The following is a 20,777-nucleotide window of genomic DNA, read 5'->3' as shown; positions in this document are numbered from 1 at the left end:
CCAGGTAGGGGCGAACTGCTCCGGGGCGCTGCCGATCAGGATCAGGCCCTTGGCCTTGGGGCGGCCCTTCAGGCGCAGGATCGCGGCCACGGCGGCGGCGTTCCCGGGGTCGCAGCCGAGTCCGTAGCAGGACTCGGTGGCGTAGGCGATGACCCCGCCGCGGGCCAGGAAGCGGCGGAGCGCGGCGAAGTCGGGCCGGGGCGTCAACGCCGCTTGATGGCGCGCCAGCCGATGTCCCGGCGCATCTGGCGGCCGGCGAATTCGATCCGGTCGGCCACCTCGTAGGCGCGCGCCTGGGCCAGCTTGACGGTGTCGCCCAGGGCGGTCACGCACAGCACGCGGCCGCCGGTGACCACGACCTGGTCGTCCTTGATGGCGGTACCGGCGTGGAAGACGTGGGCATCGTCCTCCACCTTGTGGTCCAGGCCGATGATGGCGTCGCCCTTGCGCGGGGCGTCCGGGTAGCCGGCCGCGGCGAGCACCACGCCGAGGGCGACGCGGCGGTCCCAGTCGGCCTCGACCTGGTCGAGCTTGCCGTTGATGGCGGCCTCCACCAGGACCGAGAAGTCGCTCTTCAGGCGCATCATGATCGGCTGCGTCTCGGGGTCGCCGAAGCGGCAGTTGAACTCCAGGACGCCGATGCGGCCGTCCGGGGCGATCATCACGCCGGCATACAGGAAGCCGGTGTAGGGGGTGTCCTCGGCCTTCATGCCGTTGACCACCGGGCGAATCACCTCGCGCAGGATGCGGGCGTGCATCTCCGGGGTCACCACCGGGGCCGGCGAGTAGGCGCCCATGCCGCCGGTGTTGGGGCCCAGGTCGCCGTCCAGCAGGCGCTTGTGGTCCTGGCTGGTGGCCATGGGCAGGACGTGCTCGCCGTCCACCATGACGATGAAGCTGGCCTCCTCGCCCTGCAGGCATTCCTCGATCACCACCCGGGCGCCGGCGGCGCCGAAGGCGTTGCCTTCCAGCATCATGTCGATGGCGGCATGCGCCTCGTCCTTGCTCTGGGCGACCACGACGCCCTTGCCGGCGGCCAGGCCGTCGGCCTTGATGACGATGGGGGCGCCTTCCTGCTCGATGTAGGCATGGGCCTGGGCGGCGTCGGTGAAGGTCTGGTACTTGGCGGTCGGGATGTGGTGCCGGACCATGAACTGCTTGGCGAAGTCCTTCGACGATTCCAGTTGCGCGGCCGCCTGGACGGGGCCGAATATCTTCAGGTGGGCGGCCCGGAAGGCGTCCACCACGCCGGCCGCCAGGGGCGCTTCCGGCCCGACCACGGTGAAGGCGACGTCATTGTCCTTGGCGAACTGGACCAGGTCGGGGATCGCCGTGATGTCGACGTTGACCAGGCCTTCCTCGCGCGCGGTGCCGCCATTGCCGGGGGCGACGAAGACCATCTGGACGCGCGGGCCCTGGGCCAGCTTCCAGGCCAGGGCGTGCTCGCGGCCGCCGGAACCGATGACGAGTAGTTTCATTGGGTGGCTTTCTTCAATCTGCGCTTCAGGTGTTTGTTCAGCATTTCTTCAATTTGAAACAGCCGGAGTACCGGGTTTTTCAATTCCTCGGTCTTGCCGCCGGCGTAGTGTCGCAGTTCATCCAGGCGGCCACGGAAGTCTTCATTCACGACGAACTCGATGGTCACCCCGTAGTTGGCCAGGATGTTGGCCTTGATGTCTTCCAGGTCGCGTTCCTGATTCAACACCGCCCCGGCTTTCGACGTTCTGACAATCGGGCTCCAGAGCATGAAATGCTGGCGGTAGTCGTGGAAATACTTCTGCGCATATTCGATATCGCGGGAAAACTTTTCCGTAAGTTTACCGACGTTGTTCGGTTGGCTGCCCTTGGTATAGAGCAGCCCCGTGGCGAGATGAACGGCTACCTCGCAGACATAAACCGCCTGTTCGGTCAGGTTGATGCCGACCACATCCACCTCGCCCTGGGTATCCGGCGTATGAAGGTTCTGCTGGATGAACTCACAGCCCTTGATGTGCTGGAGATAGGCCGCGACCAGTTCTTCGCCGATATTCACGTCTTAGCCCCCATCCATCTCCTTGAGGTCACAACCCGTGACTTCAAATCAGGCGGCCTCCGCCATCTTCGGATGATGGGCCGGGCCGCCATGCAGCATCCCGGCGACGCTGATGTCCTCGTCGACCTCAGGCCAGTGGGCGCCAAGGCCTGAACCGATCAGCTCGAAATGTTCGCGCTGCTGCCGGGTGGCCTCGGAGAGCCTCCAGGACCAGGCCAGGGGAACGCTGACGGTGCGGCCGTCGGACAGGTCGGCGACGATGGCGTCGTCGGTCACGCGCAGGGAAAGCATGCGCGGGGTGTTGTACTCAATCGCCACAGTGCTCATGCCAGGACTCCAATAATCGTTGGTGGTGCGACGCCACCAGGCGTCGTATCTGGGTCAATTCGTGGGCGGGAAAGCCATCGTTGCCGGCCAGGCTAACCGGATCGAGCCAGAACTTGCAGGTCATGCCCTCGCGTTTCACATGCACGTGCGCCGGTTCGTTGCAGTCGAAGCTGTAGAAAAAGAACCGGTACGCCCCGGCTATGCCGCGAACCGTTGGCATTTTAATGCCGGAAATGGCGCATGCCGGTGAACACCATGGCCATGCCATGCTCGTCGGCGGCGGCGATCACCTCCTCGTCGCGCATCGAGCCGCCGGGCTGGATCACCGCCTTGATGCCCGCCTGGGCGGCGTTGTCGATGCCGTCGCGGAACGGGAAGAAGGCGTCCGAGGCCATCACCGAGCCGGGCACGGCCAGGCCGGCGTGTTCCGCCTTGATGGCGGCGATGCGGGCCGAGTTGACCCGGCTCATCTGGCCGGCGCCGACGCCGATGGTCATGTTGTCCTTGGCGTAGACGATGGCGTTCGACTTGACGAACTTGGCGACCCTCCAGGCGAACAGCAGGTCGCGCATCTCGGTCTCGCTCGGCACCCGCTTGCTCACCACCTTGATCTCGCCGGACAGGGCCAGGTCGGCGTCCTGGACCAGGAGGCCGCCGTTGACCCGTTTGAAGTCCAGGCGCTTGCCCGGCTCGGCCGGCCACTGGCCGCATTCGAGCAGGCGGACGTTCTTCTTGGCGGCGCAGATCTCGATGGCGGCCTGCGACACCTTCGGGGCGATGATCACCTCGACGAACTGGCGCTCGACGATGGCCTTGGCGGTGGCGCCGTCCAGCTCGCCGTTGAAGGCGATGATGCCGCCGAAGGCGGACTCGGGGTCGGTCTGGTAGGCACGGTCATAGGCCTCGAGCAGGTCCTTGCCGTAGGCGACGCCGCAGGGGTTGGCGTGCTTGACGATGACGCAGGCCGGGGCACTGTCGAACTGCTTGATGCATTCGAGCGCGGCGTCGGCGTCGCCGATGTTGTTGTAGCTGAGTTCCTTGCCCTGCAGCTGCTTCGCGGTGGCGATGCTGGCTTCCTTGGCGCCGGCCTCGACGTAGAAGGCGGCGTTCTGGTGCGGGTTCTCGCCGTAGCGCATGCCCTGGGCCTTCTGGAACTGCAGGTTGATGGTGCGCGGGAACTCGGATTCCTCGACCAGCTTGCCGAAGTGGTTGGCGATGGCGCCGTCGTAGGCGGCGGTATGCTCGAAGGCCTTGATGGCCAGCGAGAAGCGGGTCTTGCCGGTGACCGCGCCGCCGTTGGCCTGCATCTCCTCGACCACCTTGGCGTAGTCGGCCGGGTCGGTGACGATGGTGACGAAGGCGTGGTTCTTGGCCGAGGAGCGGACCATGGCCGGGCCGCCGATGTCGATGTTCTCGATGGCGTCCTCCAGGGTGCAGCCGGGCTTGGAGACGGTCTGCACGAACGGGTAGAGGTTGACGCAGACCAGGTCGATGTTGCCGATGCCGTGCTGTTCCATGGTGGCCACATGTTCGGGCAGGTCGCGCCGGCCGAGGATGCCGCCGTGCACCTTCGGGTGCAGGGTCTTGACCCGGCCGTCCAGCATTTCCGGGAAGCCGGTGTAATCCGACACATCGATGACCGGGATGCCGGCCTCGCGGATGGCCTTGGCGGTGCCGCCGGTGGAGAGCAGTTCGACCCCCTGGCCGGCGAGGGAGCAGGCGAAGTCGATGAGGCCGGTCTTGTCGGAGACGGAAAGCAGGGCGCGTTTGATCATGATTGCAGTCGCTGAGGATGGAAAGTGATGGGCGAAACGGCGTGGCGGCGGGTCGGCTGCGGACGTCTCGCGACGTTATTTGATACCGTGCTGGAGCATCTTCTTGCGCAGGGTGTTGCGGTTGATGCCCAGCATGTCGGCGGCGCGGCTCTGGTTGTTGCCGGCGCGGCCCATGACGATCTCGATGACCGGCTTCTCGACGCAGTTGATCACCATCTCGTAGACGTTGGCGGCGGTCTCGCCGTCCAGGTCCTTGAAATACTGCGTCAGGACCTTCCTGACGCAGAGGCTGAGTTCATTGTCATCCACCGCCGACATATGCGCTTCCCCTTAGTTGTCGATGCCGGCCTGGCTCAGGCTGCCTGCCGGTTCAATGCTTCGTCGTTCAGATAAACCAGGCGGCGGCTCTTCTCGGCCGCTCGCGCGAAGAAATCGTTGGCTGCCGCCAGCTGCTCCCGGCTGCTCTCGAGCTGGTTCATGGCATGGCGGAAACTGGCCGAGTCGGCCAGACCCTTGGTATACCAGGCGATATGCTTGCGCGCCATGCGCACGCCGGTGATCTCGCCGTAGAAACTGTACAGGTCGTCCAGGTGTTCGAGCATGATGCGATGGATCTCGCTCACCTCGGGCGCCGGCAGATGCCCGCCGGTGGCCAGGAAATGGCCGATTTCGCGGAACAGCCAGGGCCGCCCCATGGCGGCGCGGCCGATCATGACCGCGTCGGCGCCGGTGTACTCCAGCACGTGCCTGGCCTTCTCGGGCGTGGTGATGTCGCCGTTGGCGATGACCGGGATCCTCGCCTCGGCCTTGACCGCCTTGATGGTGTCGTACTCGGCATCGCCGCTATAGCCGCAGGCGCGCGTGCGGCCGTGCAGGGCCAGGGCCTGGATGCCGGACTCCTGGGCGATCCTGAGCACGGCGAGGGCGTTGCGCATGGACTTGTCCCAGCCGGTACGGGTCTTCAGGGTCACCGGCACGCCGGGCACCGCCTCGACCACCGCGGCCAGGATGCGGCCGACCAGGGGCTCGTCCTTGAGCAGGGCAGAGCCGGCCATGACGTTGCACACCTTCTTGGCCGGGCAGCCCATGTTGATGTCGATGATCTGGGCGCCGTTGTCGACGTTGTAGCGGGCCGCCTGGGCCAGCATGGCGGGATCGGCGCCGGCGATCTGGACCGAGATCGGCGCCGGCTCGCCCTCGTGGTTGGCACGCCGCTTGGTCTTGGCGGAGCCGTACAGGAGGGAATTGGAGGTCACCATCTCGGACACCGCCATACCCGCGCCCAGGCGTTTGCAGAGGACGCGGAAGGGCCGATCGGTGACACCCGCCATGGGGGCGACGATCAGGTTGTTGCGGAGTTCGTGGGGACCGATGCGCATGCGCCTATGGGGTCGAGGGGTTGGGCATGAGGGGAGTGGATTCTACTCCCAAGGCCGGACCGGCAAAAGCTTGACATGCTGAAAAATTGTGCACCACGGCGGTGCGCGCAACCCCCGCTCAGGCCGGCCGGGCGTCGTTGCGGACCAGGCTGATCAGGGTCTGGCCGGGCTTCGCGGTCGCCTTCTGGTCGGCCGTGAACACCTTCAGGTGGCCCTCCTCGGTGATCGCGAACAACGGCATCGCCTCGCCCAGGTAGCGGGCCATGAAGGCGTCGAAGTCGAACTCCTTGCTGAGCGGCGTCTTCTTCAGGTGCCAGGGCGGATTGGCGCGCTTGCGCAGGTTGGCCAGGCTGGCCTGCTCGCCGAACAGCGCCTTGCCGCGCCGGGGACCGTGGCCCGCCTCGCCCGGCCGGGCGTCGTCCTGCAGGACCCGGTAGATCTGCTCGCTGCCGAACAGACGGGCGAAATGCAGGCCGGCCAGGGTGTTGGCGTCCTCGTTGGCGCTGACGCCGAAGAACTTGCCGATGCCGCCCAGTTCGACCTGCTCCAGCACCGGTTGCGAGAACACCCCGGTATAGGTGGCCGGGATGCCCTCCATGCGCGCGGCCAGGATGTGACGCCGATTGTCGTCGACGATCATGACCGGGAAGCCCTCGTCGTGCAGGAACTTGGCGATCCGGCGCACCCAGGGTTCGCCGCCCAGGAACAGGATGCCGTCCGGGTGCGCCTTGGCGAGGCCGAGGTGGCGCGCCAGGGGTAGGGCCGCGAAGCCGTACACGGTGACCGTGCCGATGATGACGAAGAAGGTGATGGCGACCAGGCTCTCCGAGTTCGGGTAGCCGGTGCCGGCCAGGCGCAGGGCGAAGATCGACGCCACCGCGGCGGCGATGATGCCGCGCGGCGCCAGGGCGGCGAGGAACAGGCGTTCGCGCGGCGCCAGGCGGGCGCCGAGGGTGGCCAGGAAGACCGCCACCGGGCGCACGACGACGATCAGGAAGACGAGGAACTCGATGCTCGCCAGACCGAGGGCGCCGAGGTCGGCCGGGCGCAGGCTGGCGGCGAGCAGGATGAAGATCACCGCGATCAGCATGACGCGCAGGTTTTCCTTGAACTCGACGATGTGATGGACCGCCACCGCCCGCTGGTTGGCCAGCGTGAAACCCATGACGGTGACCGCCAGCAGGCCCGACTCGTGCTGCAGCAGGTTGGCCAGGGTGAACACCGAGACCACCAGCATCAGGGTGACCGGGCTCTGCAGGTGGTCCGGCACGAGGTCGTGGCGGAGCAGCCAGACCAGGCCGCCGGCCCCGGCGGCGCCGAGCAGGCCGCCGAACAGGAAGGTCTTGGAGAGCATGGCGGCCAGGGCGGCCGGCGAGGTGTCGGGGGTGGTGACAACCTGGAACACCAGGATGGCGAGCAAGGCCCCGATCGGGTCGATGACGATGCCCTCCCATTTCAGGATCGGCCCCACCGCGCCGGCCGGGCGGATCTGCTGCAACAGGGGCCCGATCACGGTCGGGCCGGTGACCACCAGAATGGCACCCAGGAGTATCGCCAGGCCCCAGTCCAGGCCGAGGATGAAGCGGCCGCCCAGGGCCGCCAGCAGCCAACTCACCGCCGCCCCGATGCTGACCAGGCGCAGGGCGACGCCGCCGACGGCGCGCAGCTCCTTCACGGTCAGGCTGAGCCCCCCCTCGAACAGGATCACCGCCACGCCCAGGGACACGGTCGGGTAGAGCAGGGGCCCCAGCAACGCCTGCGGGTCGATGAAGCCGGTCACCGGCCCGGCCGCGAGCCCGAACAGGAGCAGGAGCAGGATGGCCGGAAGACGCAGGCGCCAGCCCAGCCACTGGGCGGAAATGCCCAGGATGAGGATGAGCGAGAGGGTCAACAGGGTCTGTTGCATGGCGGATAATTCTGACACGGTCGCGCCACGCCCCGGCGGGGCAGTCGCCCGACCCAAAAAAAACGTTTGCCATTCAGGCCAATAGCGTTCACAGTCCAGCCCGTGCGTAATTCAAGCATGCTGTTGTTGTATGGTTTCGTGTTTGCCCGTATGCGGTATTCCTGCCTTCATCATCCCGCAGCCTTGATCTTCCGCGCCTTCCGGGGATAGTCCCCTCGTCAACATAGTTTTTTTAAGGATTTTCAAGAATGGCTACCGGTACCGTTAAGTGGTTCAACGACTCCAAGGGCTTCGGCTTCATCTCCCCGGATGGCGGCGGTGAAGACCTGTTCGCCCATTTCTCCGCCATCCAGGGCAAGGGTTTCAAGACCCTGAAGGAAGGCCAGCGCGTGACGTTCGATGTGGTTAGCGGTCCCAAGGGCCAACAGGCTTCCAACATCGTCGCCAGCGCCTGAGCGCCTGCCCGACGGAATGAGCCCGGCCCACCAGGCCGGGCTTTTTCTTTTCACCTTTTCCGGAGCACACACATGGCCAAGGAAGAACTATTGGAATTCAGCGGGACGGTAACCGAGGTCCTGCCCGATTCGCGTTATCTGGTCACCCTCGAGAACGGCCACCAGCTGGTCGCCTACAGTTCGGGCAAGATGCGCAAGCACCACATCCGCATCCTGGCCGGCGACAAGGTGTCGTTGGAGGTCTCGCCCTACGACCTGAGCAAGGGCCGCATCAACTTCCGCCACCTGGAAACGCGCGGGCCCGCCCCCGCCGCGCCGCAACGCCGCCGCTGACCCTCCCGCGGCTCGCGCATTGGAGCCGTAACCTGCATCGGGCATGATGCCGCTGTTTCCGGACCGCCATCCCCCGCCATGCGCCTGATCCTCGCGACGCGTCTGCTGCCCCTGCTGCTCGGCGGCATCAGCGTACTCGGCTTCGCGCCCCACTACCTGTTCCCGCTGCCCGTCCTGGCCCTGGCCGGGCTGTTCCGCCTGCTGCGCGACGCCGGCCAGCGCGAGGCCGCCCTGCGCGGCTGGCTGTTCGGCCTCGGCTGGTTCGGCGCCGGAGTGTCCTGGGTCTACGTCAGCATGCACGACGTCGGCGGCCTGCCGGTGCCGCTGGCCGGGGGTCTCACCCTGCTGTTCGCCGCCTTCCTGGCCCTCTTCCCGGCCCTGGCGACCTGGCTGCCGGCGCGTTGGGCGCGCCCGGGGGCGGCCCGCCTGACCTGGCTGCTGCCCGCCTGCTGGGCCCTGGCCGAGTGGCTGCGCGGCTGGCTGCTGACCGGCTTCCCCTGGCAGGCGCTGGGCTATTCCCAGGCCCCCTACGGCCCGCTCGCCGCCTATGCGCCGCTGCTCGGGGTGTACGGCGTATCCTGGCTGGCCGCCCTGAGCGCCGGCGCCCTGGCCGGCTGGCGGGTCCGCCCGCTCGCCCTCGTCGCCCTGGTCTGGCTGGCCGGGCTCGGTCTCGCCCGGGTCGACTGGACCCGGCCGGTCGGCGCGCCGATCACCGTCAGCCTGCTCCAAGGCAACATCGCCCAGGACATGAAGTTCCGGCCGGAAAAGCTGGCCGACACCCTGATCCTGTATCGCGACATGATCCTGGCCAGCGACTCGCGCCTGATCGTCCTGCCGGAAACCGCCTGGCCGCTTTTCCTCGACGTCGTCCCGGACGATTATCTGGCGCCGCTGCGCGCGCACGTGCGCGGCCTGGGCGGCCACCTCCTGGTCGGCGTGCCGGAACGCGACGGCCGGGGCCATTACTACAACAGCGTCGCCCTGTTCGACGGCGGCGCGCCGCAGGTCTACCGCAAGTCGCACCTGGTGCCGTTCGGCGAGTTCGTGCCCTGGGGTACGCACTGGTTCGTCGATGCCATGGCCATCCCGCTCTCCGACTTCAGCCGCGGCGGCCGCCGCCAGGCGCCGCTGCGGGCGGACGACCAGCGCATCGCCGCCAATGTCTGCTACGAGGACGTGTTCGGCGAGGAACTCCGCCACGCCCTGCCCGAGGCGACGCTGATGGTGAACGTCAGCAACGACGCCTGGTTCGGCGACTCCTACGCGCCCTGGCAGCACCACCAGATCGCCCAGATGCGCGCCCTGGAAACCGGGCGCTGGTGGCTCAAGGTCAACAACACCGGAGTGACGGCGATACTCGACGCGAAGGGCCGCACGGTGGCCAGCCTGAAGCCGTTCAGCACCGGCATACTCGATGGCGCCGTCCAGGGCATGACCGGCTCGACGCCCTACGCACGCTGGGGCAACGGGGCCTTCCTGGCCCTGGTGTCCGTCGCCCTGGCCCTGTGCGGGCGCCGGGCGCGCTAGAATCGGGCCACCCTCGCAACCATCGTTTCCATCATGTCCGAACCCGCACTCAATCCCCCCGTCCGACTCACCCACCTTTCCCACGGCGGTGGCTGCGGCTGCAAGATCGCCCCCGCGGTGCTGGAAAAGATCCTCGCCGACACGCCGTTCTCGAAAGGCATCCTGAGCCAGTTCCCCGACCTCTTGGTCGGCATCGAGTCGTCCGACGACGCCGCGGTCTGGCAGCTCAACGACGAGCAGGCCATCGTCGCGACCACGGACTTCTTCATGCCCATCGTCGACGACCCCTACGAGTTCGGCCGCATCGCCGCGACCAACGCCATCTCGGACGTCTACGCCATGGGCGGCAAGCCGCTGTTCGCCCTGGCCCTGGTCGGCATGCCCATCGACAAGCTTTCCCACGACACCATCCGGCAGATCCTGTCGGGCGGCGACGCCGCCGCCCGGGCGGCCGGCATCCCGATCGCCGGCGGCCATTCCATCGATTCCCAGGAGCCGATCTACGGCCTCGTGGCGATCGGCGTGGTGAACCCCAAGCAGGTCAAGAAGAACAACGCCGCGCGCCCCGGCGACGTGCTGATCCTGGGCAAGGGGCTGGGGGTCGGGATTTACTCGGCCGCGCTCAAGAAGGACAAGCTGCCGGAGGACGGCTACCGGGCCATGATCGCCTCGACCACCCAGCTCAACACGCCGGGCACCGAACTGGGCGGCATGGACGCCGTGCACGGTCTGACCGACGTGACCGGCTTCGCCCTGCTCGGCCACGCCCTGGAACTGGCGCGCGGCTCGGGCTTGCGCGCCCGGGTCGAGTTCGCCCGCCTGCCGGTCCTGCCCTTCGTCGCCGAACTGGCCCAGGCCGGCTTCGTCACCGGCGCCAGCGGCCGCAACTGGGCCAGCTACGGCGGCTCGGTCGAGTTGTTCGACGGCTGCAGCGACTGGCAGCGCGCCATCCTGACCGACCCGCAGACCAGCGGCGGCCTGCTGGTCGCCTGCGCCCCGGAAGCCGAGGCCGAGGTCATGGCGCTGTTCGCCCGGCACGGATTCGGCCAGGCCGCCGTGATCGGCCGCCTGGAGACCGGCCCGGCCGGCGTCGTCGTCACGGGCTGAGCGACGCCCGGCTCAGGCCGGGCTGGCGACGACGACCCGCAGGCCCGGGGCGTCGTCGCTGCCGATCATGGTCAGGAACAGGCGTCCGGCCAGGCGGGCACCGTCGCGGTGCAGGACCAGGAAACGCCGGCCGATATGGCAGAAGAAGTGCAGCTTGTCGTTCAGATGGCCGTTCTGGAACAGGTCGATATTGGCCAGCTCCGGCAACAGCATGGACAGGTGACGGCCGATGATCTGGTCGCGCACGTAGCCGAACAGGCGCTCGCACGGCGCATCGCAGTCCAGGATCACGCCGCGCGCGTCCAGGGTCACCGCGCCCCCTTCCGGGTCGGTGTCCTCGATGTCGGCCAACTGGCCGAAGGAAAAGACGGAACGGCGCGGATCGGCCGCCGATTGCACGATTTTCATATCACCTCCAAGGCGGGTTATCTGCTCGGGAACCCAGGGGAAGCCCCTGCTGCTTGGTACCCGGGAGGCGGGCCTTGGTTCCGGCGCGGCCGATTACGGTTTTGTAAGCCGACGGACGCGCGGCCGGGCGGCGCCGGGACACCCCGGCCGGCGTGCGCATTTAATTGACTTATGGATAAATAAAACTAACATATGCCGGTCTCGTGCCCGGCGCAGACGGCCTATCCGCCTGGCGCACGGGGAGACAAAAAGGATATTCGCATCTTCTTGCATCGAAAGTCATGACTGAAGCCTGCCTGGAACGCACCGGTTCCGAAGCCACCCCCGCCGAACCGCCCGCCGCGGACGCCCTTTTCATCCTCGGCCAGACCCGGGCCGGGAAACCCTTCCGGCCGAGCGACTGGGTCGACCGCATGGCCGGACTGTTCGCCACCTTCGGCGAGGACAAGACCCTGCGCTACTCGCCGCTGGTCCACCCCGCGACCCTGGACGGGGTGCGCGGCCTCTGGCTCGACGCCCACCTGCGCGAGCGCGACCCGTCGGCCTACGCGTTCATCATGGCCTTCGCCGACAGCCAGCAGTTGGCCATCCGGCCGGCCCACGGCGCCGTCCCGGCCAGCCACTGACCGGGCGCCGCCCGGCTACAGCCAGCCTTCGATGGTCTTGCGGTCGGGCACGCCGCCGGCGTGCACGACCTGGCCGTCGATCACCACGCCGGGCGTCGACATGACGCCGTAGCCGAGGATGGCGGCCATGTCGGTGACCTTCTCCAGCTCGATGGCGATGCCCTTGGCGGCGGCCGCCTGTTCGATCAGCTTGGCCGTGGTTTCGCAGTTGCGGCAGCCGCTGCCGAGCACCTTGATGTTCTTCATTCGACTCACTCCGGTTTGACGGCCTCGATGTTGGCCGAGGCGATGTAGTTCTCGACGCCGCGCCCCGGCGCCCACTGGCCGACGTACTCGGCGCTGGTGGCCTTGGCAACGATGCGGATGGCGCGGAAGCCGGCGTCGGCCATCAGGGTGCTCAGTTCGGCGCCGGCCACGGCGCCGGCCACGCACCCCGTGTACATGGCCACCTCGTTCCGGACGTCCTCGGGCAGCGCACCGGTCAGCACGATGTCGGAGATGGCCAGGCGACCGCCCGGCCTGAGCGCCCGGTAGGCATCCCGGAACACCTGGCCCTTGTCGGGCGACAGGTTGATGACGCAGTTGGAGATGATGACGTCGACCGTCGCGTCGGCCACCGGCAGGTGCTCGATCTCGCCGAGGCGGAATTCGACGTTGCCGTAGCCGCCTTTGACCGCGTTGGCGCGCGCCTTGCTGACCATGTCCGGGGTCATGTCGACGCCGATCACCCGGCCCGCGGGGCCGACCGCGCGGGCCGCCAGGAAGCAGTCGAAGCCGGCCCCGCTGCCCAGGTCGAGCACGGTCTCGCCCGCCTTCAGGGCGGCGATGGCCTGCGGGTTGCCGCAGCCCAGACCCAGGTTGGCGCCTTCCGGCACGGCGGCGGTCTCCTCGGCGCTGTAGCCGATGCCGCGCGACAACAGCTCGGCGACCGATTCGTCGGACGGCGTGCAGCAGCTCGGCCCGCAGCCGCAGCCGTTGTTCTGGGCGATGCCGCCGTAGGCTTCGCGGACCTGCTGGCGGATGCGGTCGTGTTCGGTGGCGGACATGGCGCGCGCCTCAGCAGCAGGACTGGCCCGACTTGGTCGACGTGCAGCAGGCGCCGCCGCCACCGACCACGGCGATGTTGGCGAACGGATCGGGCTTGATCGCCGGCTTGGCCGGCGCCCAGCGCTCCGCGTAGGCCTCGTCGAAGCTGGCGTCGAGCTTCTGGGCCGCCTCGTCGCGGATGTGGCGGGCGATCTCGATGACGGCGTCGATCTGTTCCTTGGCGACGCCATAGCCCTTCAGCTTGTCCACCTGGCACAGGCCCTGGTTGGGGTGGTTGGCGGCGATGTTGGCGGACAAGGCCACCAGGGCGACGATGCTGGGGTGGAGTTCGTTGGACATGCTTACCTCATGCGATCAGGTTGAAACCCCAGCCCACCAGGGTGATGGCGACGGCCAGGACGGCGGCGAACAGGGCCAGGGCGGGCCAGCGGATGACCTTGCGCAATATGATCATCTCGGGCAGGGAAAGTGCGGCGATGCTCATCATGAAGGCCAGCGTCGTGCCCATGGCGACGCCCTTGCCGAGCATGGCCTCGGCCACCGGGATGACGCCGGTGGCGTTGGAGTACAGGGGCACGCCCACCAGCACGGCCATGGGCACGGTGTACCAGGCGCCGCCGGCCAGGTACTCGGCCACCCAGGCCTCCGGCACGTAGCCGTGGAACAGCGCCCCGACCGCGATGCCGAGCAGCACCCACTTCCACAGGCGGCCGACGATCTCCTTCACCTCGTTGACGGCGTAGCGGTGGCGGCCGGCCCAGGAATGGTCGGCGGCGGGCGCCTGCATCTGGCCCATGCGGATCTTCCAGACGTAGTCCTCGACCCAGCGCTCCGGCTTGAAGCGCTGCATGGCGAGGCCGCCGAACCAGGCCACCGCGAGGCCGGCGGCGACGTAGAGCAGGGTGAGCTGCCAGCCCAGGATGCCGGCCAGGATGACCACCGCCACCTCGTTGATCATCGGGCTGGCGATCAGGAAGGAGAAGGTCACGCCGAGCGGGATGCCGGCCTCGACGAAGCCGATGAACAGCGGCACCGAGGAGCAGGAGCAGAACGGCGTCACGGCACCCAGCAGGATGGCCAGGGTGCGCGCCAGCCACTCCGGCTTGCCGCGCACGTAGTCGCGCACCCGCTCCGGGCTGAGCATGGCGCGGAACAGGCCCATGGCGTAGATGATCAGGGCCAGCATGACGAATATCTTCACCGTGTCGGCGACGAAGAAATGCAGGGCGGCGCCCAGCCGGTCGCCGGCCGAGAGGCCGAGCAGGTCGAATACCAGCAGGCTGGCGAGGGCGTCGAACATCAGGGTGCCTCGTACTCGGTGAAGGCCCGGTTCATGTTGGCCTTGTGCAGGCCGGCATAGTTCTCCAGGCCGCTGAACTGGGGCAGGTCGGCATATTTGGCCAGGGTGTCGGCCATGGACTCCATGTCCTGGGCGGCCTTGCCGATGGTGTCGGCCAGGAAGTCGTAGTAGTCGCCGGTCTCCCGCTGCGCCTGGGCGAGGTCGCAGACGCGGCCGTGGCCGGGCACGATGCGGGCCGGCTGCAGGGCGGCGAGGGCCTGGAAGGCACGCTGGCCGTTCTTCACGCTGGACCAGGGCAGGACGCCGAGCAGGCGGTCGACGAACACCAGGTCGCCGGTCACGGCGACCCGCTGGCGCGGCAGCCAGACCATGGCGTCGCCTGGGAAGTGGGCGTCGGTGGCGATCAGCTCCAGGGTCTCGCCGCCCAGGGTCAGGCTGGCACGGTCGCCGTCCGAGGTGTGCATGGCCGGCATCGGCTGGGTGCCGTCCAGGCGGGCGCCGAGCAGCTTCTGCAGGCCCAGCATGTGTTGTTCGGCGTAGCGGGCCTGGCTGGCCGCGGTACGGGTCAGGGCGAGGACGTCGGCGCCGCGCTCGGCGAAGTAGTCGTTACCCAGCCAGCGGTGGTCCTGGCTGCCGGTGTTGACCACCCAGCGTACCCGTTTGGCCGTCACCTTGCGGATCGCGGCGGCCAATTTCTCGGCGCCTTTGCGGCTGGCGCCGGAGTCGATCAGGATCACGCCGGCGTCGGTGACGACGAAGGCGAAGGTGGCGTTGAGGCCGTCGTTGTCGGGGCTGCGTTGGCCGACCGGGCCGACGATGGCGTAGACGTTGTCGGCCACCGGTTCGGCGACCGGCTGGTAATCGGCGTGGGCGAACGGCGGCAGGACGGCCACGAGGGCCAGCAGCAGGGCGCGGATGAGCTTCATGTTCGGCGTCGCGAGGCAGGGTGATCGGGAGGCAATGGTGCCACGCCGCCGTCCCGGCCGGCCATGTCCCGGCGCACCGGGGTGCCGGACGGGAGGCGGGCGGACCGGGTCATTCGAGCGGCAGGCCCTTGGGCGTGGCGGCGTTGACCAGGGCGCTCAGGCCGCCGTCCAGGTAGACGGCGTTGCCGACGCCGATCGCCCTGAGCAGCGTGGTGGCGATGGCCGCCCGGCTGCCCAGGTGGCAGACCACGACGAGCGTACCCTCGCTCGGCAGGCGGTCGAGGCTGTCCTTCTGCATGAGCTTGTCGAGCGGGATGGTCAGGGCCCCGGGCAGGGTGACGAAGCGCTGCTCGGCCGGGGTGCGGATGTCCAGCACCGTCAGCTTCTCGTTCTTCGCCACCATGCCCAGGAAGTTCTCCGCGCTCAGCTTGGTGGCGCCCTTGGCCAGGCCGGCCTGGTTCATCTTGGCCACGGTCGGCGCCAGGCGGGCAGCCAGGTCGGCGTCGTAGGCCCAGGCGCCGGTGCTGCACAACATGGCGACGGCCAGGCCCAGTAGAGTGGTGCGCTTCATGATCGATACCCTTCTGTGGTCGCGTGGAGGATCCGTCCACGCACGGCGGCGCGAGCGCCGCGGCGGCCGTCGGCCACCGTGCAGCGTGCGCCTGCGCGGGGAAGACGAAGCAGACCGGAAAAGGATGCAGCGGTTTCAGCCATGCCTGGGCACGAAGCAGCAGACCTTGCCGTTGGCGTCGAAACGCACCTGGCAGACCCGGGTGAGGTGCGCGCGCAGGCGCTTGCGCGCACGCTGCACGCGCGACTTGGCGCCCGCCAGGCTGAGGCCCTTGAGGGCGGCGTAGTCGGCCTGGGTCATGTTCTCCAGGTCGCACAGGGTGAGCACCTCGCGGTCCTCCGGCGTCAACTCGGCCAGGACGCGCGGCAGGCAACCGGCCAGGCTCGCCACCGGCTCGGGGTCCTCCGTCTCGCCCGCCAGGTCCTCCGGCAAGGGCAGCAGGGCCTTGCGCAGGCGCAGGCGGTCGATCAGGGTGTGGCGGGTCACCTCGAACAGCCAGGCGCGCGGGTTGCCGATGGCGCAGAAGCGCTTGCCTTGGCGGATGGCCTTGAGCAGGACATCCTGCAGCACGTCCTCCGCCTCGTCCCGGTCGTGCAGGTGGCCGCGCAGCCAGGCCCGCAGCTCGCCCTCGTGGACATGCCAGGCGCGTTGCACGCAGATCATGCCCGGCCTGTCCCAGCCTCGTACCAGCCCTTGCTTCGGTTGACGATCTTCACCACCAGCAGCATCACCGGCACCTCGATGAGGACGCCCACGACGGTGGCCAGGGCGGCACCGGACTCGAAGCCGAACAGCGAGATGGCCGCGGCCACCGCCAGTTCGAAGAAGTTGGAGGCGCCGATCAGGGCCGACGGGCAGGCGACGCTGTGCTTCTCGCCCACCTTGCGGTTGAGCCAGTAGGCCAGGGCGGAATTGAAGAACACCTGGATCAGGATGGGCACGGCGAGCAGGGCGATGACCAGCGGCTGCTCGATGATCGCCTCGCCCTGGAAGGCGAACAGCAGGACCAGCGTGGCGAGCAGGGCCAGGATGGAGGCGTGGCCGAGGGTCGCCAGGGTGGCGTCGAACTTGGCCTGGCCCTGCTTCAGCAGCGCCTTGCGCCAGGCCTGGGCCAGGATCACCGGGATGACGATGTAGAGCAGCACCGAGGTGAACAGGGTGGCCCAGGGCACCACGATGGCGGACAGGCCGAGCAGCAGGCCGACGATGGGGGCGAAGGCGAACACCATGATGGTGTCGTTGAGCGCCACCTGGGACAGGGTGAAATAGGGGTCGCCGTCGGACAGCCGGCTCCAGACGAACACCATGGCGGTACAGGGCGCGGCGGCCAGCAGGATGAGGCCGGCGACGTAGCTGTCCAGTTGTTCGGCGGGCAGCCAGGGGGCGAACCACTGGCGCACGAACAGCCAGGCCAGGACCGCCATGGAGAACGGCTTCACCGCCCAGTTGACGAACAGGGTGACGCCGATGCCCTTCCAGTGTTCCTTGACCTGGTGCAGGGCGCTGAAGTCGATCTTCATCAGCATCGGGATGATCATCACCCAGATGAGCAGGCCGACCGGGATGTTCACCCGGGCGACCTCCATGCGGCCGAGGGCCTGGAAGGGAGCCGGGGCGAACTGGCCGAGGACGACGCCGGCGACGATGCAGAGCGCGACCCAGAGCGTGAGCCCGCGCTCGAACACGCTCATGGGCGCGCCGGCGGCGCGCTTGGCGGTGACTTCACACTGGGCGGACATGGCTAGAGACCGAGGACTTCGCGCACGGTCGGGACCAGGCGCGCCCGGATCTCGTCGCGCACGGCGACGAACGACTCCAGCGGCTCGCCGTGCGGATCGTGGAAAGGCAGGTGGATGGAACGCACCTGGCGGGGAAACACCGGGCAGGTCTCCTTGGCGTTGTCGCACACCGTGATCACCAGATCGACCGGCTCGTTCAGGAACACGTCGACGTCCTTCGGATGGAGGCCGTCGGTGGCCAGGCCCAGTTGCCGGAGCGCCGCGATGGCGCCGTCCGCCACCTTGGGCTGCGGCCGGGTGCCGGCGGAGACGGCATGGACCCGGCCGGCCAGGTCGTGGTTGACCAGGGCCTCGGCCATCTGGGAACGGCAGGAGTTGCCGGTACACAGGATCAATACGGTGGGAGTCATGTCGGAGTCCTTTTCCGGAGCGTCAGGCGGCCTCGGCCGGCTTGGCCAGGCCGATCTCGCGCAGGCGTGCCTGCAGGGTCAGCTTGTCCAGCTTGGCGAGCGGCAGGTTGGCAAACAGGGAGAGGCGGTTGTACAGGTAGTTCCAGGTCTGGAAGAAGGCCCGGCGCTGCCTTTCCTCGTCGCCCTCGACGGCGACCGGGTCGGCCACGCCCCAGTGCGCGGTCATCGGCTGGCCGGGCCAGACCGGGCAGACCTCGCCGGCGGCCTTGTCGCACACCGTGAAGACGAAATGCAGCTCGGGCGCCCCCGGGGCGGCGAACTCGTCCCAGCTCTTGCTGCGCAGCCCCTCGACGGGCAGCTGGTTCTTGCGCAGCAGGTCGATGGCGTAGGGGTGCACCGAGCCGGTCGGGTGGCTGCCCGCCGAGTAGGCGCGGAAGCGGCCGCCGCCGCTGGCGTTCAGGATGGCCTCGGCGATGATGCTGCGGGCCGAGTTGCCCGTGCACAGGAACAGGACGTTGTGGACGGCGGCTGCAGTCATGGCGTACTCCACTGTTGAGATCCCGGCAGGCTAGCGCGGATTGGTTTCATATATGTGAAACATCGCATGTTATCCGCAACAGCGGATGGGCCGGTCGGCCATCCCGGCCAGGCGCACGCGGTCCGCGCCGGATTCCGACTCGGCGGCGTCGCGGCCGGCGATCTCGAGGATGCGGTAGGCCCACAGCGGCAGTTCCGGGTGCAGCCGGTAGAAGATCCAGGTGCCCTCGCGGCGCATCGCGATCAGGCCCGCCTCGCGCATCACCGCCAGGTGCCTGGAGATCTTCGGCTGCGGCAGGCCGAGGGCGGCGACCAGTTCGCACACGCACAGTTCGCCCTCGCCCTGAAGCAGGGCCAGGATGCGCCGGCGAGTGGCGTCGGACAGGCTGTCGAAGAATGGCTGGGCGTCGATCATGCCGCCCACTATATTCGTCTAAACGAATATTATCAAGCGAGCTCGGCGAGCAGGCGACGGATGGCTTGGTCCAGGTTGGCGAGGGCGGCCGGGCTGGGCGGCGCGCCCAGGTCGTAGCGGTAGCCGCGTACGGCGAGGACGTGGGCGACGGGCGGGGTGCCGTACAGCTGGGCGTAGGTGTGCAGGACGGCGGCCGGGGAAAGTTCGTGGCTGCTGTAGCTGGTGTCCTGCTCGGGCCGGACCTCTGCCCAGGCGTAGGGCTCCGGGCCGCTCTCGGCGGCGTCCACGAAGACCACCCGGCGGCGGTCCTGGAGGTCGAGGGCATACTCGACCTGGAGTTGGAAATCGGTGAGCAGCTCGACGTCGGCCATGGCCATGGCCTCCAGGCGCTCGATGGCCAGCGGGCCGAGGGCGTCGTCGCCCCGGCTCGGGTTGCCGATGCCGACGATCAGGGTGGCGGCGCTCAACAGCTGCAGGTGCCGTCGCCGGCACGCACCATGCGGTCGATCTGGCGCCCCTCGGCGTCGATCAGCTCGAGCCTGAGCGGCATCTTGCCCAGGGCATGGGTGGCGCAGGACAGGCAGGGATCGAAGGCGCGGATGGCCACCTCGATGTGGTTGAGCAGACCCTCGGTCAGCTCGCGGCCGTCCAGGTACTTGCGCGCCACCGCCCGGATGGATTCGTTCATGGCCTGGTTGTTGTGGGTGGTGGAAACGATCAGGTTGGCGCGGATCACCTGGTCGTGCTCGTCCACCCGGTAGTGGTGGATCAGGGTGCCGCGCGGCGCCTCGATGACGCCGACGCCGCGGCCCTGGCGCTCGCCGGTGGTGACCAGGTCGCCGGCCAGGACGTCGTCGTCGTGGAGCAGGTCCTTGATCATCTCGGCGCTATGCAGCATCTCGATCATGCGCGCCCAGTGGGTACCCAGGGTGGCGGCGGCCGCGTGGCCCGCGTCGAAGGCGATGAAGTCCTGGCGCTCGCGGTCGGCCAGCGGAGTGGGGATGAAGTCGCACTGCGACACCCGGGTGAGCGGCCCGACCCGGTACCAGCCCTCCGCCGGCCCCAGGTCCCGGAAATACGGGAACTTCATGTACGACCAGGGCTTCACCTGCTCGAACACGTGGTCCCAGTAGTGGTTGTAGTCGAGGTGGTCGAACAGGGTCTTGCCGTCCATCGTGCGGGCGCGCAGGCCGCCGTGGTACAGGTCCATGGCCCCGTCGGCCCGGATCAGGTTCAGGGTGTGGGCGGGGAAGCTGCCGAATTCGTTGTAGAGCTCGAGGTTCTGCTCGAACAGGCGCTTGACCAGGTGGACGGCGTCGCGGCTCCAGCCGATGATCTGGTAGGCCTCCTTCAGGAGGGCGTCGCGCTCCTCCCGGGTCAGGTGCTTGTTCACGCCGCCGGGCACCGAGCCGGTGCCGTGCACCCGCTTGCCGGCGGTGACCCGGATCACCTCCTGGCCGTACTTGCGCAGCAGGATGCCCTGGCGGGCCAGGTCGGGATAGTCGGCGGCGACGCCGACGATGTTGCGCTTGGCGACGTCGGAGTCGAAACCGAACAGCAGGTCCGGCGAGGCCAGGTGGAAGAAGTGCAGGGCGTGCGACTGCAGGATCTGGCCGTAGTGCATCAGGCGGCGGATCTTCTCCGCGGTCGGGCTGACGTGGGTCGCGCCAACGATCTGGTCGAGCGCCTTGCTCGCCGCCAGGTGGTGCGAGACCGGGCAGATGCCGCACAGGCGCTGCACCATGACCGGGATTTCCCAGTACGGCCGGCCCTGGACGAACTTCTCGAAGCCGCGGAATTCGACGATGTGCAGACGGGCCTGCTTGACGTGGTTGTCCTCGTCCAGGAGCAGGGTGACCTTGCCGTGGCCCTCGACCCGGGAGATGGGTTCGATGGCGACCCGGCGCAGTTTTTCGGGGTGTTCGGCGGTTTCCAGTTCGAATGCCATGTTCTTTCG

27 protein-coding genes and 1 pseudogene are annotated in these 20,777 nt (G+C 68.3%); 5 read left to right on the top strand and 23 right to left on the bottom strand.

Translation table 11 applies throughout. The annotated features are described in order from the left end of the window. Nucleotides 1–69: 69 nt before the first annotated feature. The 9 genes and pseudogenes from EZJ19_RS16645 to EZJ19_RS12195 form a co-directional block, all read right to left on the bottom strand. Nucleotides 70–207 (bottom strand): annotated as a pseudogene (locus tag EZJ19_RS16645) (Sua5/YciO/YrdC/YwlC family protein); the annotation flags it as partial. Beyond that, entirely contained in the window at nt 204–1,478 is a 1,275-nt protein-coding gene (purD, locus tag EZJ19_RS12230) for a phosphoribosylamine--glycine ligase (RefSeq protein WP_131447972.1), read from the bottom strand. The pseudogene EZJ19_RS16645 and the gene purD, both read right to left, overlap by 4 nt. Then, nucleotides 1,475–2,032 (bottom strand): PDDEXK family nuclease, encoded by a 558-nt coding sequence (locus tag EZJ19_RS12225; protein WP_131447970.1) that lies wholly within the window; start codon nt 2,030–2,032, stop codon nt 1,475–1,477. The genes purD and EZJ19_RS12225 overlap by 4 nt, the downstream gene beginning before the upstream one ends. 48 nt (nt 2,033–2,080) lie before the next feature. Further along, nucleotides 2,081–2,359, bottom strand: a complete 279-nt coding sequence (locus tag EZJ19_RS12220) for a DUF2442 domain-containing protein (protein ID WP_131447968.1) — start codon at nt 2,357–2,359, stop codon at nt 2,081–2,083. Then, nucleotides 2,340–2,579 carry a DUF4160 domain-containing protein gene (locus EZJ19_RS12215; RefSeq protein ID WP_131447966.1) on the bottom strand — a complete coding sequence of 80 codons (240 nt, stop codon included), beginning with the start codon at nt 2,577–2,579 and terminating at the stop codon, nt 2,340–2,342. Before EZJ19_RS12215 ends, EZJ19_RS12220 begins: the two co-directional genes overlap by 20 nt. A gap of 1 nt (nt 2,580) precedes the next feature. Beyond that, nucleotides 2,581–4,134, bottom strand: coding sequence for a bifunctional phosphoribosylaminoimidazolecarboxamide formyltransferase/IMP cyclohydrolase (purH, locus tag EZJ19_RS12210; protein WP_131447964.1), 1,554 nt, complete (start codon nt 4,132–4,134; stop codon nt 2,581–2,583). A gap of 75 nt (nt 4,135–4,209) precedes the next feature. Continuing rightward, nucleotides 4,210–4,452 (bottom strand): helix-turn-helix domain-containing protein, encoded by a 243-nt coding sequence (locus EZJ19_RS12205; protein WP_131447962.1) that lies wholly within the window; start codon nt 4,450–4,452, stop codon nt 4,210–4,212. A gap of 35 nt (nt 4,453–4,487) precedes the next feature. After that, nucleotides 4,488–5,513: a tRNA dihydrouridine synthase DusB gene (gene dusB, locus EZJ19_RS12200; RefSeq protein WP_131447960.1), complete on the bottom strand. Its 1,026-nt coding sequence runs from the start codon at nt 5,511–5,513 to the stop codon at nt 4,488–4,490. 118 nt (nt 5,514–5,631) lie between these two features. Beyond that, nucleotides 5,632–7,419 carry a cation:proton antiporter gene (locus EZJ19_RS12195; protein WP_131447958.1) on the bottom strand — a complete coding sequence of 596 codons (1,788 nt, stop codon included), beginning with the start codon at nt 7,417–7,419 and terminating at the stop codon, nt 5,632–5,634. A gap of 248 nt (nt 7,420–7,667) precedes the next feature. Here EZJ19_RS12195 and EZJ19_RS12190 point away from each other — a divergent pair, with 248 nt between their 5' ends. The 4 genes from EZJ19_RS12190 (at nt 7,668) to selD (ending at nt 10,841) form a co-directional block, all read left to right on the top strand. Beyond that, a complete protein-coding gene (locus EZJ19_RS12190; protein ID WP_131447956.1) occupies nt 7,668–7,874 on the top strand; it encodes a cold-shock protein in 207 nt (68 codons plus the stop codon). A 72-nt stretch (nt 7,875–7,946) separates the two neighbouring features. Further along, nucleotides 7,947–8,207, top strand: coding sequence for a translation initiation factor IF-1 (infA, locus tag EZJ19_RS12185; RefSeq protein WP_131447954.1), 261 nt, complete (start codon nt 7,947–7,949; stop codon nt 8,205–8,207). Between the two features lie 78 nt (nt 8,208–8,285). After that, the gene (lnt, locus tag EZJ19_RS12180; RefSeq protein WP_131447952.1) at nt 8,286–9,734 is read left to right on the top strand and encodes an apolipoprotein N-acyltransferase; all 1,449 of its coding nucleotides are present in this window, start codon (nt 8,286–8,288) and stop codon (nt 9,732–9,734) included. Nucleotides 9,735–9,767: 33 nt separating this feature from the next. Further along, nucleotides 9,768–10,841, top strand: a complete 1,074-nt coding sequence (gene selD / locus EZJ19_RS12175; RefSeq protein ID WP_131447950.1) for a selenide, water dikinase SelD — start codon at nt 9,768–9,770, stop codon at nt 10,839–10,841. Nucleotides 10,842–10,853: 12 nt separating this feature from the next. Here the strand turns inward: selD and EZJ19_RS12170 are convergent, their stop codons facing one another. Then, nucleotides 10,854–11,249 carry a PAS domain S-box protein gene (locus tag EZJ19_RS12170; protein WP_131447948.1) on the bottom strand — a complete coding sequence of 132 codons (396 nt, stop codon included), beginning with the start codon at nt 11,247–11,249 and terminating at the stop codon, nt 10,854–10,856. 281 nt (nt 11,250–11,530) lie between these two features. On the opposite strand from EZJ19_RS12170, the gene EZJ19_RS12165 reads away from it, so the two are divergent. Then, nucleotides 11,531–11,875 (top strand): DUF3579 domain-containing protein, encoded by a 345-nt coding sequence (locus tag EZJ19_RS12165; protein ID WP_131447946.1) that lies wholly within the window; start codon nt 11,531–11,533, stop codon nt 11,873–11,875. A gap of 15 nt (nt 11,876–11,890) precedes the next feature. Here EZJ19_RS12165 and EZJ19_RS12160 read toward each other — a convergent pair whose 3' ends face one another. From EZJ19_RS12160 to EZJ19_RS12100, 13 genes are all read right to left on the bottom strand, one after another. Beyond that, nucleotides 11,891–12,121, bottom strand: coding sequence for a thioredoxin family protein (locus EZJ19_RS12160; protein ID WP_131447944.1), 231 nt, complete (start codon nt 12,119–12,121; stop codon nt 11,891–11,893). 5 nt (nt 12,122–12,126) lie between these two features. Then, nucleotides 12,127–12,921 carry an arsenite methyltransferase gene (locus tag EZJ19_RS12155; protein ID WP_131447942.1) on the bottom strand — a complete coding sequence of 265 codons (795 nt, stop codon included), beginning with the start codon at nt 12,919–12,921 and terminating at the stop codon, nt 12,127–12,129. Between the two features lie 10 nt (nt 12,922–12,931). Beyond that, nucleotides 12,932–13,261, bottom strand: coding sequence for a hypothetical protein (locus tag EZJ19_RS12150; protein ID WP_131447940.1), 330 nt, complete (start codon nt 13,259–13,261; stop codon nt 12,932–12,934). A gap of 7 nt (nt 13,262–13,268) precedes the next feature. Beyond that, nucleotides 13,269–14,222, bottom strand: coding sequence for a permease (locus EZJ19_RS12145; protein ID WP_131447938.1), 954 nt, complete (start codon nt 14,220–14,222; stop codon nt 13,269–13,271). Then, the gene (locus EZJ19_RS12140) at nt 14,222–15,148 is read right to left on the bottom strand and encodes an MBL fold metallo-hydrolase (protein ID WP_131447936.1); all 927 of its coding nucleotides are present in this window, start codon (nt 15,146–15,148) and stop codon (nt 14,222–14,224) included. The genes EZJ19_RS12145 and EZJ19_RS12140 overlap by 1 nt, the downstream gene beginning before the upstream one ends. A gap of 109 nt (nt 15,149–15,257) precedes the next feature. Next, nucleotides 15,258–15,719 carry a rhodanese-like domain-containing protein gene (locus EZJ19_RS12135; RefSeq protein WP_131447934.1) on the bottom strand — a complete coding sequence of 154 codons (462 nt, stop codon included), beginning with the start codon at nt 15,717–15,719 and terminating at the stop codon, nt 15,258–15,260. Between the two features lie 135 nt (nt 15,720–15,854). Further along, nucleotides 15,855–16,382 carry a sigma-70 family RNA polymerase sigma factor gene (locus EZJ19_RS12130; protein WP_131447932.1) on the bottom strand — a complete coding sequence of 176 codons (528 nt, stop codon included), beginning with the start codon at nt 16,380–16,382 and terminating at the stop codon, nt 15,855–15,857. Then, nucleotides 16,379–17,458 (bottom strand): ACR3 family arsenite efflux transporter, encoded by a 1,080-nt coding sequence (arsB, locus tag EZJ19_RS12125; protein WP_131447930.1) that lies wholly within the window; start codon nt 17,456–17,458, stop codon nt 16,379–16,381. Before arsB ends, EZJ19_RS12130 begins: the two co-directional genes overlap by 4 nt. A gap of 2 nt (nt 17,459–17,460) precedes the next feature. After that, nucleotides 17,461–17,868 (bottom strand): arsenate reductase ArsC, encoded by a 408-nt coding sequence (locus EZJ19_RS12120; RefSeq protein WP_131447928.1) that lies wholly within the window; start codon nt 17,866–17,868, stop codon nt 17,461–17,463. A 22-nt stretch (nt 17,869–17,890) separates the two neighbouring features. Further along, entirely contained in the window at nt 17,891–18,406 is a 516-nt protein-coding gene (locus EZJ19_RS12115; protein ID WP_131447926.1) for an arsenate reductase ArsC, read from the bottom strand. A 69-nt stretch (nt 18,407–18,475) separates the two neighbouring features. Beyond that, a complete protein-coding gene (locus tag EZJ19_RS12110) occupies nt 18,476–18,820 on the bottom strand; it encodes an ArsR/SmtB family transcription factor (protein ID WP_165873565.1) in 345 nt (114 codons plus the stop codon). Between the two features lie 32 nt (nt 18,821–18,852). Further along, nucleotides 18,853–19,287 (bottom strand): hydrogenase maturation protease, encoded by a 435-nt coding sequence (locus EZJ19_RS12105; protein ID WP_131447924.1) that lies wholly within the window; start codon nt 19,285–19,287, stop codon nt 18,853–18,855. Continuing rightward, nucleotides 19,284–20,768: a Ni/Fe hydrogenase subunit alpha gene (locus EZJ19_RS12100; protein ID WP_131447922.1), complete on the bottom strand. Its 1,485-nt coding sequence runs from the start codon at nt 20,766–20,768 to the stop codon at nt 19,284–19,286. Before EZJ19_RS12100 ends, EZJ19_RS12105 begins: the two co-directional genes overlap by 4 nt. Between the last annotated feature and the right edge of the window lie 9 nt (nt 20,769–20,777).

Source organism: Parasulfuritortus cantonensis, from assembly GCF_004337445.1.
Lineage (GTDB): Bacteria > Pseudomonadota > Gammaproteobacteria > Burkholderiales > Thiobacillaceae > Parasulfuritortus > Parasulfuritortus cantonensis.
This window is presented reverse-complemented; position numbering and strand designations above follow the sequence as displayed.

What these genes read in the sequence shown, in the direction of transcription:
- purD (WP_131447972.1), bottom strand. Translation starts at nt 1,478, where the DNA reads ATGAAACTACTCGTCATCGGTTCCGGCGGCCGCGAGCACGCCCTGGCC.
- EZJ19_RS12220 (WP_131447968.1), bottom strand. Translation starts at nt 2,359, where the DNA reads ATGAGCACTGTGGCGATTGAGTACAACACCCCGCGCATGCTTTCCCTG.
- EZJ19_RS12215 (WP_131447966.1), bottom strand. Translation starts at nt 2,579, where the DNA reads ATGCCAACGGTTCGCGGCATAGCCGGGGCGTACCGGTTCTTTTTCTAC.
- purH (WP_131447964.1), bottom strand. Translation starts at nt 4,134, where the DNA reads ATGATCAAACGCGCCCTGCTTTCCGTCTCCGACAAGACCGGCCTCATC.
- EZJ19_RS12205 (WP_131447962.1), bottom strand. Translation starts at nt 4,452, where the DNA reads ATGTCGGCGGTGGATGACAATGAACTCAGCCTCTGCGTCAGGAAGGTC.
- dusB (WP_131447960.1), bottom strand. Translation starts at nt 5,513, where the DNA reads ATGCGCATCGGTCCCCACGAACTCCGCAACAACCTGATCGTCGCCCCC.
- EZJ19_RS12195 (WP_131447958.1), bottom strand. Translation starts at nt 7,419, where the DNA reads ATGCAACAGACCCTGTTGACCCTCTCGCTCATCCTCATCCTGGGCATT.
- EZJ19_RS12190 (WP_131447956.1), top strand. Translation starts at nt 7,668, where the DNA reads ATGGCTACCGGTACCGTTAAGTGGTTCAACGACTCCAAGGGCTTCGGC.
- infA (WP_131447954.1), top strand. Translation starts at nt 7,947, where the DNA reads ATGGCCAAGGAAGAACTATTGGAATTCAGCGGGACGGTAACCGAGGTC.
- lnt (WP_131447952.1), top strand. Translation starts at nt 8,286, where the DNA reads ATGCGCCTGATCCTCGCGACGCGTCTGCTGCCCCTGCTGCTCGGCGGC.
- selD (WP_131447950.1), top strand. Translation starts at nt 9,768, where the DNA reads ATGTCCGAACCCGCACTCAATCCCCCCGTCCGACTCACCCACCTTTCC.
- EZJ19_RS12170 (WP_131447948.1), bottom strand. Translation starts at nt 11,249, where the DNA reads ATGAAAATCGTGCAATCGGCGGCCGATCCGCGCCGTTCCGTCTTTTCC.
- EZJ19_RS12165 (WP_131447946.1), top strand. Translation starts at nt 11,531, where the DNA reads ATGACTGAAGCCTGCCTGGAACGCACCGGTTCCGAAGCCACCCCCGCC.
- EZJ19_RS12160 (WP_131447944.1), bottom strand. Translation starts at nt 12,121, where the DNA reads ATGAAGAACATCAAGGTGCTCGGCAGCGGCTGCCGCAACTGCGAAACC.
- EZJ19_RS12155 (WP_131447942.1), bottom strand. Translation starts at nt 12,921, where the DNA reads ATGTCCGCCACCGAACACGACCGCATCCGCCAGCAGGTCCGCGAAGCC.
- EZJ19_RS12150 (WP_131447940.1), bottom strand. Translation starts at nt 13,261, where the DNA reads ATGTCCAACGAACTCCACCCCAGCATCGTCGCCCTGGTGGCCTTGTCC.
- EZJ19_RS12145 (WP_131447938.1), bottom strand. Translation starts at nt 14,222, where the DNA reads ATGTTCGACGCCCTCGCCAGCCTGCTGGTATTCGACCTGCTCGGCCTC.
- EZJ19_RS12140 (WP_131447936.1), bottom strand. Translation starts at nt 15,148, where the DNA reads ATGAAGCTCATCCGCGCCCTGCTGCTGGCCCTCGTGGCCGTCCTGCCG.
- EZJ19_RS12135 (WP_131447934.1), bottom strand. Translation starts at nt 15,719, where the DNA reads ATGAAGCGCACCACTCTACTGGGCCTGGCCGTCGCCATGTTGTGCAGC.
- EZJ19_RS12130 (WP_131447932.1), bottom strand. Translation starts at nt 16,382, where the DNA reads ATGATCTGCGTGCAACGCGCCTGGCATGTCCACGAGGGCGAGCTGCGG.
- arsB (WP_131447930.1), bottom strand. Translation starts at nt 17,458, where the DNA reads ATGTCCGCCCAGTGTGAAGTCACCGCCAAGCGCGCCGCCGGCGCGCCC.
- EZJ19_RS12120 (WP_131447928.1), bottom strand. Translation starts at nt 17,868, where the DNA reads ATGACTCCCACCGTATTGATCCTGTGTACCGGCAACTCCTGCCGTTCC.
- EZJ19_RS12115 (WP_131447926.1), bottom strand. Translation starts at nt 18,406, where the DNA reads ATGACTGCAGCCGCCGTCCACAACGTCCTGTTCCTGTGCACGGGCAAC.
- EZJ19_RS12110 (WP_165873565.1), bottom strand. Translation starts at nt 18,820, where the DNA reads ATGATCGACGCCCAGCCATTCTTCGACAGCCTGTCCGACGCCACTCGC.
- EZJ19_RS12100 (WP_131447922.1), bottom strand. Translation starts at nt 20,768, where the DNA reads ATGGCATTCGAACTGGAAACCGCCGAACACCCCGAAAAACTGCGCCGG.